The following is a 16,200-nucleotide window of genomic DNA, read 5'->3' as shown; positions in this document are numbered from 1 at the left end:
CGATGGCGGAGGTCGCCACCGAGATCGTCGGCGGCGCGAACGTGCTGACCGAGCCGAAGGCGATGATGGGCAGCGAGGATTTCGCCGACATGCTGCGCGTGGTGCCCGGCGCCTATGCCTGGGTCGGCCATGCCGGGGACGTGCCGGTGCACAACCCCGCCTATGTGCTCGACGACGGCATCCTGCCGGTTGGGGCGAGCCTGCTGGCGCRCATCGTCGAGACGCGTGCGGCGGCTTGAGGCGGGCGGCGATGGATCTCCGCACCCTGCCGCTCGACAGCGAGGTCCTGCTCGCAGGGCTCAAGCCCTGGATCGAGTGCGAGAGCCCGACCTTCGATCCCGCCGCCGTCAACCGCATGATGGACCTCGCAGCGGCCGAGACGGCGGCGGCGGGCGCCATGATCACCCGCATCCCCGGACCGCCCGGCCTGGGCGACTGCGTACGCGGCGACTTTCCACATCCGCGGCGTGGGGAGCCCGGCATCCTGGTGATGTCGCATCTCGATACCGTGCATCCGGTCGGGACGCTCGAGACGCTGCCCTTCCGGCGCGAGGGCTCGCGCTGCTACGGCCCCGGCATCCTCGACATGAAGGGCGGCGCCTATGCCGGGCTGCAAGCCATCGTCGCGCTGGCGAAGGCCGGTATCGAGACGCCCCTGCCGGTCAGCGTGCTCTACACCAGCGACGAGGAAATCGGCAGCCCGGGTACGCGCGACATCATCATGGAGCAGGCCCGCCGCGACCGCTTCGTGCTGGTGCCGGAGCCGGGCCAGCCGGGCGACGGTGTCGTCACCGGCCGCTACGCCATCGCTCGCTTCAACCTTCAGGCGGAGGGCCGGCCGAGCCATGCCGGCTCCCGCCTCAAGGACGGGCGCTCGGCCATCAACATGATGGCGCGCCAGCTCTTGGCCATCGAGGAGATGACCGGCGAGGATTGCACCTTCTCCGTCGGCGTCATCGAGGGCGGGCGCTGGGTCAACTGCGTGCCGACCCTCTGCAAGGCCGAAGCCCTGAGCATGGCAAAACGGCAGGCCGATCTCGACCGTGGCGTCGAGCGCATGCTCGCTCTCACCCGCCGCGAGGAGGACGGCACCGGCTTCACCGTGACACGCGGCGTGACCCGCCCGGTCTGGGAGCCGGATGCGGGGACCCTGGCGCTCTACGGTCTCGCCCGCGAGATCGCCGGCGAACTGGGCCGGGAGCTCGGCCACGCCTCGGCCGGCGGGGGCTCCGACGCCAATTTCACCGGTGCGGCCGGCATCCCCTCCCTCGACGGGCTCGGCCTGCTGGGGGCTGGTTATCACACGCTGGAAGAGCATATCGAGATCGAGAGCCTGCCACGACGGATCAGGTTGATGGCGGGGCTGCTGGCGCGGCTCGCGCCCTGAACGATTGACAGGGCGCTTCGACGGGGGAGCCTTTCGCATCGTGGCATGGCGCCTGCATAAGGCGGAACGGCAAGGCGGACAAAAGGCAAAAGAAGACGAAGTATCAGCACTTGCGACCTGCACATCACGATCGGCAAAGCCGGCCGGGCAAACGGCCAGAGGGGAGATCAGCCTTATGATGTCGCGTTGGAAGATGGTTGCCGCGGCGGCAGCGTTGCTGGCCGGCAGCAGTATGGTGCAGGCCCAGACGACCATGAAGGTCGTCATGCATTCGGACGTGAAGATCGTCGATCCGATCTGGACCACCGCCTATATCGTCCGCAACCACGGCTATATGATCTACGACACCCTGTTCTCGATGGACGAGAAGGGTGAGATCAAGCCGCAGATGGTCGAGACCTTCACGGAGTCGCCGGACAAGCTGACCTACAAGTTCACGCTGCGCGACGGCCTGCTCTGGCACGACGGCAAGCCCGTCACCGCAGAGGACTGCATCGCCTCGATCAAGCGCTGGTCGGCCAAGGATCCGGTCGGCCAGAAGCTGATGACCTTCGTCGACTCGATCACCGCCGACGACGCCAAGAGCTTCACGGTCAGGCTGAAATCGCCGACCGGTCTGTTGATCTTCGGCCTCGGCAAGCCGTCCTCAAACGTGCCGTTCATGATGCCCAAGCGCGTCGCGGACACCGATCCCAACACGCAGATCTCCGAGTTCATCGGTTCCGGCCCCTTCGTCCTGAAGCAGGATGAGTGGAAGCCCGGCGACAAGATCGTCTACACCAAGTTCAAGGACTACAAGCCGCGCTCCGAGCCGGCATCCGGCCTGGCCGGCGGCAAGGTCGTCCATATCGACCGCGTCGAATGGCTTGCGGTCAGCGACCAGCAGCAGGCGGTCAATGCGCTGCTGGCGGGCGAGATCGACATGGTCGAGCAGCCCGCCTTCGACCTGATCCCGCTGCTCAAGGACGACAGCAACATCAAGCTGTGGAACTACAACCCGCTCGGGCTGCAGTACACGATGCGCTTCAACCACACGCAGCCGCCCTTCGACAATCCGAAGGTGCGCCAGGCCGTGACCTACGCGCTGAACCAGAAGGACTTTCTCGAAGCGACCGTCGGCAATCCCGACTACTATCAGGTCTGCAAGGCGATGTTCGTCTGCGGCTCGCCGCTCGCCTCCGAAAAGGGCATGGACGGGTTGCTCCAATCGAACTTCAAGAAATCGCAGGAGCTCCTGAAGGAGGCCGGCTATGACGGCAAGCCGGTGGTGCTTCTGCATTCGACCGATCTGCAGTCGCTGACCAATCTCGGCCCGGTCGCCAAGCAACTGCTCGAGAAGGGCGGCTTCAAGGTCGACATGCAGTCCTCGGATTGGCAGACGGTGGTCTCGCGACGCGTCCGCAAGGATCCGATCGACAAGGGCGGCTGGAACCTGATGCAGACCTCCTGGGTCTCGGCCGATATCCTGAACCCCGTCATGGCCGGCTTCTTCAATGCGAGCTGCGACAAGGCCGCCTTCGGCTGGCCCTGCGATGCGGAGATGGAGAAGCTGCGCGACGACTTCGCCCGCGAGCCCGATCCGGCGAAGCAGAAGGCGATTGCGGAAGCCGTGCAGGTCCGCTGGCGCGAGGTGGTGACCCATGTCCATCTCGGCCAGTACAACGTGCCGATCGCGGCCCGGAAGAACATCACCGGCATCCTGACGGCGCCGGCGCCGGTCTTCTGGAACGTCGAGAAGAAGTGAGCCGGATGCGCTTGCTCCTTTCCGGGAAGCCGTCCTGATGCTCGGCTACATTCTGAGGCGCCTGCTGGCGGCGATCCCGGTCCTCGTGATCGTCGCCGTGCTGGTCTTCCTGATGCTGCGGCTGACGCCGGGCGACCCGGCAGCGGTCATCGCCGGCGACAACGCCAGCTCGGAGCAGATCGCGCTGGTGCGCAACCGGCTCGGGCTCGACCAGCCGATTCTCGCCCAGTTCACGATCTGGGCGAAGAATCTACTCTCGGGCAATCTCGGCGAATCCTTCTTCTTCAAGAAGCCGATCTCCGAGCTGATCCTCGGTCGCATCGAGCCGACGCTGTCGCTTGCCTTCGCGACCATCCTGATCGCGATCTGCGTCGCGATCCCGCTGGGCGTGCTCGCCGCCTACAAGCACGGCTCCTGGATCGACCGCATCGTGATGGGTTTCTCGGTGCTCGGCTTCTCGATACCGGTCTTCGTGATCGGCTACCTGCTGATCTATCTCTTCGCGATCACGCTGGGCTGGTTCCCGGTGCAGGGCTACCAGCCGATCTCGGCCGGGTTCGGTGGTTATCTGCAGCGGCTCGTGCTGCCGGCGCTGACGCTCTCGGTGATCTACATCGCGCTGATCGCGCGGATGACGCGGGCGAGCGTGCTCGAGGTGCTGAACGAGGACTATATCCGCACCGCCCGCGCCAAGGGGCAGGTCGAGCGCAAGATCCTGTTCCGCCACGCGCTGAAGAACGCGGCCGTGCCGATCGTCACCGTGGTCGGCATCGGCATCGCGCTGCTGATCGGCGGGGTCGTAGTGACGGAGAGCGTCTTCGCCATCCCCGGTCTCGGCCGGCTGACCGTCGATGCCGTGCTGGCGCGCGACTATCCCACCATCCAGGCCGTCATCCTTCTGTTCTCCGGCATCTATGTCGGGATCAACCTGCTGATCGACCTGACCTACAGCCTGTTCGACCCGAGGATCCGCTATTGAGCGCCGAGCCGACCCTGCTGGCCCCGGTCGCCGACGAGCCCGCTCCCTCCGGGCGGAGCATCCTGCGCCGGCTACTGACCAATGTTTCCGTACTGATCGGAGGCGTCGTCCTGGTGGTGATGACGCTGATCGCCCTGCTGGCGCCGCAGCTCGGGACTGTCGATCCGACCGCGATCGATCCCGTCGCGCGCAACAAGAAGCCGGGCTTCGAGCGCACCATCCGCGCCGATGACGGCACGAGCTCGACATTCACCTACCGGATGGGCACCGATTCGCTCGGGCGGGACGTCTACAGCCGCGTCGTCTACGGCGCCCGGATCTCGCTGGCGATCTCGATCGCAGTGGCGCTGGCGAGCATCGCGATCGGCCTCGTCATCGGCCTCGTCGCCGGCTATGTGCGCATCCTCGACGGGCCGATCATGCGCGTGATGGACGGGCTGATGGCGATACCGGGCATCCTGCTCGCCATCGCGGTCGTCTCTCTGTTCCGGGCCGGGCTGACGGCGGTCATCATCGCGATCATCGTGCCGGAGATCCCGCGCGTGGTGCGGCTGGTACGCTCGATCGTGCTCTCGGTTCGCGAGGAGCCCTATGTCGAGGCGGCGATCATGGCCGGCACGCGTGTGCCCAAGTTGATGATCCGCCACATCCTGCCCAACACCACCGCGCCGCTGATCGTGCAGGGCACCTTCATCGCCGCCTCCGCCATCCTCGTCGAAGCCATCCTGTCCTTCCTCGGCGTCGGCATCCCGCCGGAGACTCCGAGCTGGGGCAACATCATGGCCGAGGGGCGCAACCTCTTCCGGGTCTTCCCGCACAACATCCTCTATCCCGGCATCTTCCTGGGGCTGACGGTGCTCGCCGTGAACATCCTCGGCGACGGCCTGCGCGACACGCTCGATCCGAAGATGGCCGGCCGATGAGCAACGAGGCATCCCCCGTCCTCGAGGTCTCGGGCCTCACCATCGCCCTGCCCGGCGGCGGCGACCGCAACCATGCGGTAGAAGGCGTCTCGCTCGCGGTCGGCAAGGGCGAGATCGTCTGCGTCGTCGGAGAATCCGGCTCGGGCAAATCCGTCACCGCCTTCTCGGTGATGGGCCTCTTGGCCAGGGTGCTGAAGCCCGTGGCAGGGACGATCCGGCTGGAGGGCGAGGACCTGCTCGCCGCCACGCCGCAGCGCCTGCGCGCGCTGCGGGGCGACCGCATGGCCATGATCTTCCAGGAGCCGATGACCGCGCTCAACCCGGTGCTCACCATCGGCGACCAGATCGAGGAGGTGCTGCGCATCCATACCGATCTCGACCAGCCGGCGCGGCGCGCGAAGGTGCTCGCCATGCTGGAGGCGATGCGCCTGCCCGATCCCGAGCGCTTGCATGCCTCCTACCCGCACCAGCTTTCGGGCGGGCAGCGCCAGCGCGTCATGATCGCCGCCGCGCTGATCCTTGACCCAGCCCTGCTGATCGCSGACGAGCCGACGACKGSSCTYGACGTCACGACGCAGGCGCAGATCCTCAAGCTCATCAAGGAAATGCAGGAGCGGCGCGGCACGGGCGTGCTGTTCATCACCCATGATTTCGGCGTCGTCTCCGAGATCGCCGACCGCGTCGTGGTGATGGAGAAGGGCCGCGTCGTCGAGCAGGGGCCGACGGCGCAGGTGTTGCGCGCCCCCCAGCATCCCTACACCCGCATGCTGATCGCCTCCGTGCCGGTCCTGAAACCGGCGCAGCGCCCGGAGCCGACAGGGCCGATCGCCCTGGAGACGGCCGGCCTCGGCAAAACCTACCGCTCGCGCGGATTGTTCAAGAAGGAACGCGTCGTCCGGGCCGCCGCGGATGTCGGCATCCGGGTCCGGCGCGGCGAGACGGTCGGCATCGTCGGGGAATCCGGCTCGGGCAAGACCACGGTCGCGCGCTGCGTCGCCCGGCTGATGCCGCCAAGCGAGGGCCAGATCCTCGTCCCCGACATCGACATCGCCGGGCTTTCCGAACGACGCCTGCGACCTTACCGGCGCAAGATCCAGGTGGTTTTTCAGGATCCGTTCCGCTCGCTCAATCCGCGCCTTACCGTGAGCGAATCCATCATCGAAGGCCCCGTGAATTTCGGGCAGCCGCGGGCGAAGGCGCTGGCACGGGCCCGCGAGCTGATGCAACTCGTCGGCCTGCAGCCTTCCGCGCTCTCGCGCTATCCGCACCAATTCTCCGGCGGCCAGCGCCAGCGCATCGCGATTGCCCGTGCGCTCGCCATGGAGCCGGAGATCCTGATCGCGGACGAGGCAGTCTCGGCGCTCGACGTCTCCGTGCAGAAGCAGGTGCTCGCCTTGCTCGACGACGTGCAGAAGCGCTTCGACCTCGCCATCCTGTTCATCACCCACGACCTGCGGGTCGCCGCGCAGATCTGCGACCGGCTGGTGGTGATGGAGAAAGGCCTGGTGGTCGAGCAGGGCCGCACGGCCGATGTTTTCGCCGCCCCCGCCCACCCCTATACGCGTAGCCTGATCGAGGCTGCACCCGGCCGCGACTTCGCCACCGGCGAGGCCTGAAGCGGATATTCGGCGACAAGCTGGAGACGACGTCATGACCCTGGCGATGAGCTGGGAGGAATGGGCCTCCCACGACGCAGTTGGCCTCGCCGAGCGGGTGCGCAATGGTGAGCTGACGCCGGCTGAGCTGGCGCGGCAGGCGGCCGCGGGCATCGCGAAGACGAATCCTTTGCTCAGCGCCGTGGTGGAGGTCTTCGAGGATGTGGTCGCCGATCCGCTGAGCGACGGGTTGGACCCTGCCGGCCCTTTCGCCGGGGTGCCCTTCCTGATGAAGGACCTGGGTCCCACACTGAAGGGCAGGCTGCAGGAGCAGGGCTCGCTCTTCATGCGCGGCAATCGTCCGGCGGCCGATGCCTGGCTGACAGCGCGCATGCGCAAGGCGGGCCTCAACCTGATGGGTCGGACCACCACGCCCGAATTCGGCGTGTGCAGCTCGGCCGAGAACCCGGCAGTCTACGTCACCCGCAATCCCTGGGACACGGACTACACCACTTGCGGCTCTTCGGCCGGGACGGCGGCGATGGTGGCAGCCGGCGCCGTGYCGCTCTCGCATGCGACCGACGGCGGAGGCTCGATCCGCATCCCGGCCGGCTTCAACGGCAATATCGGGCTGAAGGCTTCGCGCGGCGTGTTCTCGATCGCGCCCAACCTTTCGGACATCTCCGGCTTTGTCTCGACGCAAGGCTGCCAGAGCCGCTCGGTGCGCGACACCGCCGCTTTCGTCGACGCCTGCCGCGGCGGCGCACCAGGCGAGTTCATGCCCTACTGGACCGCGCCCGAGCCCTATACGCAGCTTATCAAACGCGATCCGGGCCGCCTGCGCATCGCCCTCTCGCATGAATGGGGCGACTATCGCGCCACGCCAGCCATCGTCGCCGAACTGGAGAAGGCCGRGCGCTTCCTCGAGGAACTCGGCCACCATGTCGACTGGGCCCTGCCGGAGGCCGATCTGCGCGCCGCCTTCGCCGCGCAGACCACCTGCTACATCAGCAACTTCGCACAGGTCATCGCCGGCCTTCTGGAGACGCGCGGCCTGCAACGCCCCCCGGAGGGGCTGATCGAGCCGATGAACATTCGCATCTGGGAGGCGGGCAAGGAGATGTCCTATGCCGAGCGCTACCGGATGCAGGCGGTGTTCAACAGCACGGCGCGGGCCTTCGGCGCCTTCTTCGAGGAATGGGATATCATCCTGACCCCGATCACGGCGCTGCCGACGCCCAAGATCGGCGCCACCGAATACCTCACCATCAGCGACAATCCCGATGTGCTCGACTGGTTCGGCCATCTCTGGAAGTTCTTCGTCTATACGCCGCTGTCGAATCTCTGCGGCATACCGGGGCTCTCGATGCCGATGGGCCGGCAGGAGAGCAGTTTGCCCTTCGGCATCCAGGCGCAGGCACGGCAGGCCGGCGACGGCCTGCTGCTGCAGCTCGCGGCGCAGATCGAGCGCGCGCTGGGAGGTCGCTGGAACGATAGCAGGCGGCCGCCCGTGCATGTGACGGCGGCCTGAGAGCCATTCAGTCTTTCAGGCTCTCGACGCCGCACCATTCCGCCACGAACAGCGCTATGGCGCCGGTGATGCGCTTGACCGAGGCGAGGCTCACCCGCTCGTCGAAAGCGTGGATGCCTTCACCCGAAGGGCCGTAGCAGAGCGCCGGAATCCGGTCGTAGAGCGCATGGACGCGGGCGTCGAGATAGGCCGCCGTCATGAAGGATTTCAGCGGCTTGCCGATGGCGGCCTCATGCGCCCGGCCAAGAACGGCCTCGGCCTCGCTGCCCGGCTCGAGCACGTAGCCCTGTGCCCAGAAGCCGTTGAAGGTCACTTTGGGGGGATTGTTGGCGAGGAAGGCATCGGTACGGGATACGGCACGGATGCAGTCTTCGATACGCCGGGCCGTCTCCTCCGCGGTCACACCGGGATAGAGCCCGACACGGCAATCGACGCGGCACCAGCACGGCACGGAGGAAGCCCAGTCGCCCCCCTCGATCTTGCCGATGTTGAGGTTGATCGGGTGCGGCTCGTCCTCGAAATGCGGGCGCCCCGCCTTCTCGGCGTTGAATTCTTCCTCCAATTTCCGCAGCGCGGCAACGACGCGATAGGCGGCGTCGATGGCGTTCGCGCCAGTCCCCATCTCGCGGACATGGGCCGGCACGCCGCGCACCTCAAACTGAAACCAGAGCACGCCGATATTGGCGCGGGCGAGCATCTCCTGCTCCGGTTCGGGGATAAGGGCCGCATCGGCGCGGTAGCCSCGCAGATGSGTCATCAGCGCGCCGTTRCCGGTCGATTCCTCCTCGACCACCGAYTSSACRTAGACCGTCGCCGCCGGCTGCAGGCCRATGCGCCKGAGCGCGTCGAGGCAGGCCAGGTTCGCTCCGGCCCCGGCCTTCATGTCGGCGCTGCCACGGCCATACATCCAGTCGCCTTCGATCACCGGGTCGAACGGGGCGTGAGTCCATTGGTCGCGCGGCCCGGCCGGAACCACGTCGACATGGGCCTGGAGGATGAGCGAGCGCCCCCGCTCCGTGCGCGGACGATGGATGCCGACGACGATCGGAGCCTCGGAATGGCTGTCGGAGAAGGGCGCACCGCCCGGATGGGCCGCAATCGCCTCCCGGTCCATCGCGAAGCGGTCCATGGTGAAGCCGCGGTCCTTCATCGCCCGGAAGACGAAATCCTGGACGGTATGCTCCTGCCCGCGCGTCGAGGCGAAGCGGACGAGATCCTGCGTGTAGCGAACCTGTTCGTCGAAGCCCTCATCGACGGCAGCGAGAATCCTGTCGCGCAGGGCAGGGTCGAGGGACATGCTTGCTCTCCGTCCAAATTGCCAAAGATCGGCTTCGCCCGCTGACGGCCCGCCTGGAAATCTACGGCCTCGCGCCGCGGCACGAAGCCCCAAGCCAGCATGTAAGGCCTGCGCCTGACGCAACCGGGGTTCCGCAGGATCGGCCGATGCGGCAAGACGGTCACCGCCCGGCCAGGGCGATGCCGGTGCTAACAGCCGCAGCCCACATGCTCGAACCAATGAGCCGTCGCGTCGGCCAGGGCCGGCCAAGCTGCTTGCATCTTTCGGAAACCCGGCAAATGGCTCCGAAACATTTGCCGGAGTTCCGCCTGAAGCGCCGTGAAATCTATGCCGGTTGGTTCACCATCGCGAACGATACAGCGTCCGGCGACCACGACATCGCGCACGCAATCGATGTTGCCGCGGGCGAATAGCAGGTCGAGGGGGTCGACAGGCATGATCGCGTCGCGATCGAGATAGTCCAGGTCGATCACCGTGAAATCGGCCTGAGCGCCCGCGACGAGCTCGCCGGAGCCCGGCGCTCCGGTTGCCCGTCGGCCATTGCGAATGGCGAGCCCGAGGAATTCGGCACGACTCCAGTTGCGCCTGAAGCCGAGCCCGTCATGAGCGAGCTGGACGAGGCGCATCTCGCGGATCACATCGTCATCCTCGTCCAGGGCCGCACCGTCGACGCCCACCGCAATGGCGCAGCCGCGCCGATGAGCCTCCGCGATCGGCCCGAGGCCCGAATGCAGGTGCAGGTTCGAGCTGAAATTCGTGACGATCGTCGCGCCGGATTCGGCGATCATGTCGAGCTCATCCGGCCGTGCATGGACGCAATGGGCGAGCGTCAGGCGCTCGGAAAGCAGCCCGATCTCCTTGAGGTAGCGCATGATCCCGCCCGGGAAGGTCCGGTCGGCCCAGGCGCGCTGGTAGATCGTCTCCAGCATGTGCATGTGCACGCGCCGTCCGGTCGTGGCCGAGCGCTCGGCGATGGCTTCGAGCAGCGCGGGCGAGCACCATTGCACGCCGGCCGGACCGAACTGGACATCGACCAGCGGGCCTGCGATCGCGGCATCGATCTCGTCGATCAGATCGAGATAGTCCGAGGGCCGCGTGGGCGGCCTGACGAAGAGATCCTCGACCGGCTGTCGCGCCTCGGCTGGCAAGGCATCGAGCACCGCGGCGCTCTCGCCATAGACGAGCGGGTTCTGGTCGCGCACGGCCAGAGCGAAGGCGATCCGGATGCCGACATCCGCCGCGGCTTTGGCGATCTGCCGGGCTTCCGCGACGATCGGCATCGTGCCGCTCGGACGGGTGTAGTGGACCATCATCGCACCGCAGCCCGAGCGGGCGCTGCGGGCGAGCGAGACCGCGGCGGCGAGATAGGGATCGGGCGGCGTTCCGAGGGCCGAGCGCAAAATCCAGGTTTCGAGCGGCAGGTTGGCCGCGCCGAAGGACGTCATGCTCGGCCGGGCATGGTCGTGCGCGTTGACGAGCGCCGGGATGACCAGCCGGCGCGGGCCGGAGATCGCAGGCTGATCGACCAGGACGGCGTCGATCACGCCGTCCTGGTGGTGAAGCGAAGCGTTCGCGACGAGCTCGCTTCCGTTGAACAGGCTCGTCGCAAAGGTCGCTTCGGTCATGGCGTTTGCTCCGCCGGATCAGTTCGCCGTGTAGACCAGCTCGCGCTCGCTCTTCGGCGGCAGGAACTGGCGCGAGAAGATCTCTTCCGGCTTCGGCGTGCGCGCGAGCTGGTAGCCTTCCACGATGATGCCGATGGCGCGTGCCATGCGGTCATCCTTGGTGTCGCCGATGCCGATCTCCTTCATCTCCGGCGAGACGATCAGCTCGCTGAACGAGTATTGCAACCGGCGCTTCTCGACCTTCTCGTCGACGAGGTTGTCGAAGTTCATCACACTCTTCATGCCGAGTGCCTGATCCTTGGCGATCTCGATCATCGCCTTGTTGGTGGCGCGCACGAGGCCGGCAACCGCCTTCGGGTTCTCCTTGATCAGCTTCTGCGAGACCATCAGGCCGTTCGAGTAGAGGTCGAGCCCGTAGTCGCCGAACATCAGCCAATTGAAGTCTTTGTCCGGGTCCTGGCGATTGAGCACGAGGTTGAAATAGCTCGTGATGTTAAAGATCAGGGCGCCGTCGATGTCGCCCTTGATCAGCAACGGCTCCTGGAGGTTCGGCGCCATGTTCGACAGCTTGACCTTGGCCATGTCGACATTGTTCTTGCGCGCGAAGACCTCGAGCAGACGCGTCGTCGGCGTACCCTGCGACCCGCCGAGCGTCTTGCCTTCGAGATCGGCCGGCTTGGTGATCCCGGTCGCCTTCTTGCTCGAGATGGCGAAGGGCGGGCGGTTCCAGATCATGTAGACCATGACCGGGTTCTCCCCCGGCTTGGCGGCGGCGTTCTGGATGATGGCGTTGACATCGCCGAATCCGGCATCATAGGCGCCGCCCATGATGCGGGTCACGGTCGCGCCCGAGCCCTCGCCCTGGTCGATCACGACGTTCAGTCCCTCGGCCTTGTAGTAGCCCTTGTCGCGGGCGACGAAGAAGGCGGCATCGGAGCCCTGCGTTTTCCAGCCGAGCGTGAACTTGACCGTGGTCTCCTGCGCCAGCACGGAGCTGGCGAAGGCGAGGCCGGTGAGCAGCGTCGCAGCGAACGTCTTCAGCATGATTGTTCTCCCCTCGTGAAGTGGTCAGGCGGCGGCGAAATCGTTCTTGCGGGTGGCCCAGCCGGTGACGCGCATCTCGATCAGCGAGAAGGCGACGTAGAGCGCGACGCCGAGCCCCGCGAGGATGAACAGCCCGGCGAAGACCAGCGGCACGTTGAAATTGGAGGATGCGGTCATCATCACGTTGCCGATGCCGCGATTGGAGGCGACGGTCTCCGCCAGCACCGTGCCGACGAAGGCGTAGGTGATGGCGACCTTCAGCGAGGCGAAGAAGAACGGCATCGTGCGCGGCAGACCGACATTCCACAGGATGTCGAACTTGCTGGCGCCGAGCGCCTTCAGCACGTCCTCCATCTCGGGCTCGGTGGCGGCGAGGCCGGTGGCGATGTTCACGACGATCGGAAAGAAGCAGATCGAGAGCGAGGTCAGCACGGCGGGCACCGTGCCCGAGCCGAACCAGAGCACGAAGATYGGCACCACCGCGACCTTCGGGATCGACGAGAAGCCGATCAGCAGCGGGTAAGCGGTGTCGTAGGCCGTGCGCGAGACGCCGATGATCGCGCCGAGCACGACGCCGAGCGCCACGCCGAGGACGAAGCCGAGCATCGTCGTCGCGAGTGTCTGGAGGATATGCGGCCACAGGACCGGGAAACGCTGCACCAGCGTCGCGAGGACCTGGCTCGGCCGCGGCAGGATCAGGTCCGACATGCCTGAGATGACGCAGAACAGCTCCCAGCCGACGAAGAACAGCAGGATCAGCCCGGCCGCCCAGAACCTCCGCTTCAGATTGATGGACATGTCAGGCGCTCCCTGCTGTCTGGACTGCGCGGGCATCGACGATCAGCTCGCGCAGGCGCTGGTTCAGCGCCACGAAATCCGGCTCGAAGGTCATGGCGATGCTGCGCGGCCGCGCGAATTCGACAGGGCTGTCGTCGAGGATGCGGCCGGGCCGGGCGCTCATCACGCAGATCCGGCTCGCCAGGAAGCCGGCCTCGCGGAGGTCGTGCGTCACCAGCAGCACGGTCGGGCGATGCGCCAGCCAGAGCTCCTGCAGGATCGCCCAGAGCTCCTCGCGGGTGAACTGGTCGAGCGCGCCGAAGGGCTCGTCGAGCAGCAGCATGCGCGGCTCGTGGATCAGGGCCCGGCAGAGATTGGCGCGCTGGAGCATTCCGCCGGAGAGCTGCCAGGGATATTTGCCGGCAAATCCACTGAGCCCGACCTGGGCGAGCAGCCCATGCACCTTGTCGCGGAAGCTGCCGCGTTTTTCCTGCCGGAAACGCGAGCGAAAAGGCTCGACGATCTTCAGCGGCAACATGACGTTCTGTTCGATCGTCAGCCAGGGCAGCATGGTCGGGTTCTGGAAGGCCATGCCGATCCTGAGCGCCTTCGCCGCGAYCTCGCGSCCGCCCACGATGACGGCGCCSGTAGTCGGCTGCACCAGGCCGCTGACCAGCCGCAGGATCGTCGACTTGCCGCAACCGGACGGTCCGACAAGCGCGACGAACTCGCCGTCGGGAATGCGCATCGTCGTCTCGGAGAGCGCCGGCACGGCGCTTGCTCCGCTGCCGAAGGTCACGGAGGTCTGCGACAACTCGACCGCCAGCGCCGCGCGCGTCGGCGAAGCAGGTTCGGGCGGCGCGCCCTTGACGATCGCGCATTTCGTATGGGCTTGGCTCATAAGAAAGTGCATGCAATTGCAATGCCATTCTGTATCCGATGGGCAACTGAACTTAGGCCAGTTGCCGTCGAGACGCTCCCACGCCGTGCCCCAGCGCCTGGTGGCGCGAAGTTCCGCACCGCATGCATTGCGAAGCGGGCCGGCTAAGCGCTAAGACGGGCCGTCGAAACGGATGACCGGCGATGGCGCGTGACAGGGGCGAGAACGGCTCGTCAGACAAGGTCGGGACGATCTGCCGTGCGTTGCGTCGCGCGATTATCGAGCAGGCGCTGGAGCCTGGCGCCAAGCTGCCCGAGGATGCGCTTGGCGAACGTTTTGGCGTCAGCCGCACAATCGCGCGCCATGCGCTCGGGCAGCTCGCGGCCGAAGGCCTCGTCGAGTTGCGTCGTAACCGCATCGCCGTGGTGGCTACGCCGAGCTGGCAGGAAGCGCGCGATACATTTGACATCAGGATCGAGCTGGAGCGGCTCGTGGTGCGCCAGCTTGCCGGGCGGCTGAGCAAGGCCCAGCTCGCAACCCTTCGCGGCCATGTCGACGCGGAGGATGCGGCGCGCGGCGGGCCGGATGCGGTCTCGATCCGGCTTGCCACCGAGTTCCACGTTCTGCTCGCGACGATGACGGAGAGCCCGGTCCTGATCCGCTATGTCAGCGAGATCGCCTATCGTTGCTGCCTGACCCTGTCGCTGTTCAGTCGGCCGCATTCATCCGAATGCGCGATCAATGAACACCGCCTGTTGATCGACGCGCTCGAAGCGGGCGATGGCGAGAAGGTTGCGAGCCTGATGCACCATCATCTCGATTCCGTCGCGGAGCGGGCCCTGGTGGCGCAGGCGAAGCCGCGTGGGCGCGACATCATGGATATCCTTGCCCCTTATGCCGACATGACTCCCGCGCCGGCCGGCGGGCCGGGCCGCAAGCGCCGCCTGGACGCCGCGGAATAGCGGATCGGGCGACGTGCCGCGCTGCTGCAGGATGCGCTCGGCGCTGTCGTTCTAGACGTCCATCCTCCGCCCATGATGCCGGCGGTTCGGCATATAAAGTGCATGCATGTTTTTTGCCCATTGAATACCAGTCCGTAAGCAGATTCATGCCGACCGACAGCGTTCTCGACCTCGTCTTCCGCCAAGCCGTCATCCCCGGCCAGAGCCAGCCGCAGGATATCGGCGTGCGAGCCGGCAGGATCGCAGCCATCGCACCACGGATCACGTGCGATGCGCCTGAGGTCGTCGTCGGTGGCCGCGTGGTCGTGCCGGGTTTCGTCGAGAGCCATATCCATCTCGACAAGGCCTGCCTGCTTGGTCGCTGCGAGCATAGTCGCGGCGGCCTTGCCGAGGCGATCGCTGCGGTCGCCGCCATGAAGCGCGACTTCACCGAGGCCGACGTCTACGAGCGCGGCGCGCGCGTGATCGAAAAGGCGATTGCCAAGGGCACGACCCGCATGCGTACCCATGTCGAGGTCGATCCGCGCGTCGGCCTGCGCAGCTTCTCGGCGATCAAGGCCTTGAAGGTCGACTACGCCTGGGCGCTGGATCTTTCGATCTGCGTCTTTCCGCAGGAGGGGTTGACCAATGATCCCGGCACCGAGGCGTTGCTCGTCGCGGCCCTGCGCGACGGCGCCGACCTGCTCGGCGGCTGCCCCTATACCGATGCCGATCCGACGGCACAGATGGCCAGGCTCTTCGCTCTCGCTCGGGAGTTCGACGTCGATCTCGACTTTCACCTCGATTTCGACCTCGACCCGAGCTGGATGCATCTCGACGAGATCTGCCGCCAGACAGAGCGGCATGGCTGGGGCGGCCGCGTCGCGATCGGCCATGTCACCAAGCTTTCAATGGTGGAGCCCGCGACGTTGGCCGCCATCGGCTCTCGTCTCGCCCGGTCCGGCGTCGGCCTCACCGTGCTGCCGGCGACCGATCTCTATCTCACCGGCAGAGAGGTGACGCACGCGCGGCCGCGTGGAGTAACGCCGGTGCATCTGCTCATCGAACAGGGCGTGGTCTGCACGGTCGCGACGAACAACGTCCTGAATCCRTTCACGCCGTTTGGCGATGCCTCGCTGCTGCGTATGGCCAATCTTTACGCCAACGTCGCGCAATGCGGGCCGGACCGTTTCCAAACATGCCTCGATCTCGTCACGTCGCTTCCGGCCCGGCTCTTGCGGCTCGGCGACTATGGCATCGCGCCCGGCAATCCCGCCGACCTGATCATTCTTGATGCCACGACGGCAGTCGAGGCTCTGGCCGAGATCGCGGAGCCCGTCGCGGGCTACAAGCGAGGGCGTCTGAGTTTCGAACGGCCGCCCGCGCGATTGAACGGACCTGAGACAAGACGTGCGCTCTAGCCACGATGTCTGATCGGCCCTGCCGACCTCAGCGCGGTCAGCGGCGAATTCCGGCT

Annotated in this window: 14 protein-coding genes; 9 read left to right on the top strand and 5 right to left on the bottom strand. The window is 66.5% G+C overall.

The genetic code is table 11. The features are described from left to right. The 7 genes from AB4Y99_RS03505 to AB4Y99_RS03475 all read left to right on the top strand — a co-directional run. Positions 1–239: M20/M25/M40 family metallo-hydrolase (locus AB4Y99_RS03505; RefSeq protein WP_441522387.1), on the top strand; the 239-nt coding region annotated here is incomplete at its 5' end. Positions 240–250: 11 nt separating this feature from the next. Further along, entirely contained in the window at positions 251–1,387 is a 1,137-nt protein-coding gene (locus tag AB4Y99_RS03500) for a M20/M25/M40 family metallo-hydrolase (protein WP_441522386.1), read from the top strand. Between the two features lie 175 nt (positions 1,388–1,562). Further along, the gene (locus AB4Y99_RS03495) at positions 1,563–3,131 is read left to right on the top strand and encodes an ABC transporter substrate-binding protein (protein WP_441522385.1); all 1,569 of its coding nucleotides are present in this window, start codon (positions 1,563–1,565) and stop codon (positions 3,129–3,131) included. Positions 3,132–3,168: 37 nt separating this feature from the next. Continuing rightward, a complete protein-coding gene (locus tag AB4Y99_RS03490; protein ID WP_038363440.1) occupies positions 3,169–4,110 on the top strand; it encodes an ABC transporter permease in 942 nt (313 codons plus the stop codon). After that, positions 4,107–5,033 carry an ABC transporter permease gene (locus tag AB4Y99_RS03485; protein WP_113252967.1) on the top strand — a complete coding sequence of 309 codons (927 nt, stop codon included), beginning with the start codon at positions 4,107–4,109 and terminating at the stop codon, positions 5,031–5,033. Before AB4Y99_RS03490 ends, AB4Y99_RS03485 begins: the two co-directional genes overlap by 4 nt. Next, positions 5,030–6,649 (top strand): ABC transporter ATP-binding protein, encoded by a 1,620-nt coding sequence (locus AB4Y99_RS03480; RefSeq protein ID WP_441522384.1) that lies wholly within the window; start codon positions 5,030–5,032, stop codon positions 6,647–6,649. Before AB4Y99_RS03485 ends, AB4Y99_RS03480 begins: the two co-directional genes overlap by 4 nt. 34 nt (positions 6,650–6,683) lie before the next feature. Continuing rightward, positions 6,684–8,159: an amidase gene (locus AB4Y99_RS03475; RefSeq protein WP_441522383.1), complete on the top strand. Its 1,476-nt coding sequence runs from the start codon at positions 6,684–6,686 to the stop codon at positions 8,157–8,159. 7 nt (positions 8,160–8,166) lie between these two features. Here the strand turns inward: AB4Y99_RS03475 and AB4Y99_RS03470 are convergent, their stop codons facing one another. From AB4Y99_RS03470 to AB4Y99_RS03450, 5 genes are all read right to left on the bottom strand, one after another. Further along, positions 8,167–9,456, bottom strand: a complete 1,290-nt coding sequence (locus tag AB4Y99_RS03470; protein ID WP_441522382.1) for an ArgE/DapE family deacylase — start codon at positions 9,454–9,456, stop codon at positions 8,167–8,169. Between the two features lie 188 nt (positions 9,457–9,644). After that, positions 9,645–11,081 carry an amidohydrolase family protein gene (locus AB4Y99_RS03465; RefSeq protein WP_441522381.1) on the bottom strand — a complete coding sequence of 479 codons (1,437 nt, stop codon included), beginning with the start codon at positions 11,079–11,081 and terminating at the stop codon, positions 9,645–9,647. Positions 11,082–11,099: 18 nt separating this feature from the next. Beyond that, a complete protein-coding gene (locus tag AB4Y99_RS03460; RefSeq protein WP_142022158.1) occupies positions 11,100–12,125 on the bottom strand; it encodes an ABC transporter substrate-binding protein in 1,026 nt (341 codons plus the stop codon). A 24-nt stretch (positions 12,126–12,149) separates the two neighbouring features. Then, positions 12,150–12,923 carry an ABC transporter permease gene (locus tag AB4Y99_RS03455; RefSeq protein WP_441522380.1) on the bottom strand — a complete coding sequence of 258 codons (774 nt, stop codon included), beginning with the start codon at positions 12,921–12,923 and terminating at the stop codon, positions 12,150–12,152. A 1-nt stretch (position 12,924) separates the two neighbouring features. Further along, complete coding sequence (locus AB4Y99_RS03450) at positions 12,925–13,803, bottom strand: ABC transporter ATP-binding protein (RefSeq protein WP_441522379.1); 879 nt, start codon at positions 13,801–13,803, stop codon at positions 12,925–12,927. 182 nt (positions 13,804–13,985) lie between these two features. Here AB4Y99_RS03450 and AB4Y99_RS03445 point away from each other — a divergent pair, with 182 nt between their 5' ends. Beyond that, complete coding sequence (locus AB4Y99_RS03445) at positions 13,986–14,744, top strand: GntR family transcriptional regulator (protein ID WP_112763681.1); 759 nt, start codon at positions 13,986–13,988, stop codon at positions 14,742–14,744. Positions 14,745–14,890: 146 nt separating this feature from the next. Further along, positions 14,891–16,144, top strand: a complete 1,254-nt coding sequence (locus AB4Y99_RS03440; RefSeq protein WP_441522378.1) for an amidohydrolase family protein — start codon at positions 14,891–14,893, stop codon at positions 16,142–16,144. The last annotated feature ends 56 nt before the right edge of the window (positions 16,145–16,200 follow it).

Source organism: Allobosea sp. TAB14 (genome assembly GCF_052113865.1).
Taxonomy (GTDB): domain Bacteria; phylum Pseudomonadota; class Alphaproteobacteria; order Rhizobiales; family Beijerinckiaceae; genus Allobosea; species Allobosea spartocytisi.
This window is presented reverse-complemented; position numbering and strand designations above follow the sequence as displayed.

What these genes read in the sequence shown, in the direction of transcription:
- AB4Y99_RS03500 (WP_441522386.1), top strand. Translation starts at nt 251, where the DNA reads ATGGATCTCCGCACCCTGCCGCTCGACAGCGAGGTCCTGCTCGCAGGG.
- AB4Y99_RS03495 (WP_441522385.1), top strand. Translation starts at nt 1,563, where the DNA reads ATGATGTCGCGTTGGAAGATGGTTGCCGCGGCGGCAGCGTTGCTGGCC.
- AB4Y99_RS03490 (WP_038363440.1), top strand. Translation starts at nt 3,169, where the DNA reads ATGCTCGGCTACATTCTGAGGCGCCTGCTGGCGGCGATCCCGGTCCTC.
- AB4Y99_RS03465 (WP_441522381.1), bottom strand. Translation starts at nt 11,081, where the DNA reads ATGACCGAAGCGACCTTTGCGACGAGCCTGTTCAACGGAAGCGAGCTC.
- AB4Y99_RS03460 (WP_142022158.1), bottom strand. Translation starts at nt 12,125, where the DNA reads ATGCTGAAGACGTTCGCTGCGACGCTGCTCACCGGCCTCGCCTTCGCC.
- AB4Y99_RS03445 (WP_112763681.1), top strand. Translation starts at nt 13,986, where the DNA reads ATGGCGCGTGACAGGGGCGAGAACGGCTCGTCAGACAAGGTCGGGACG.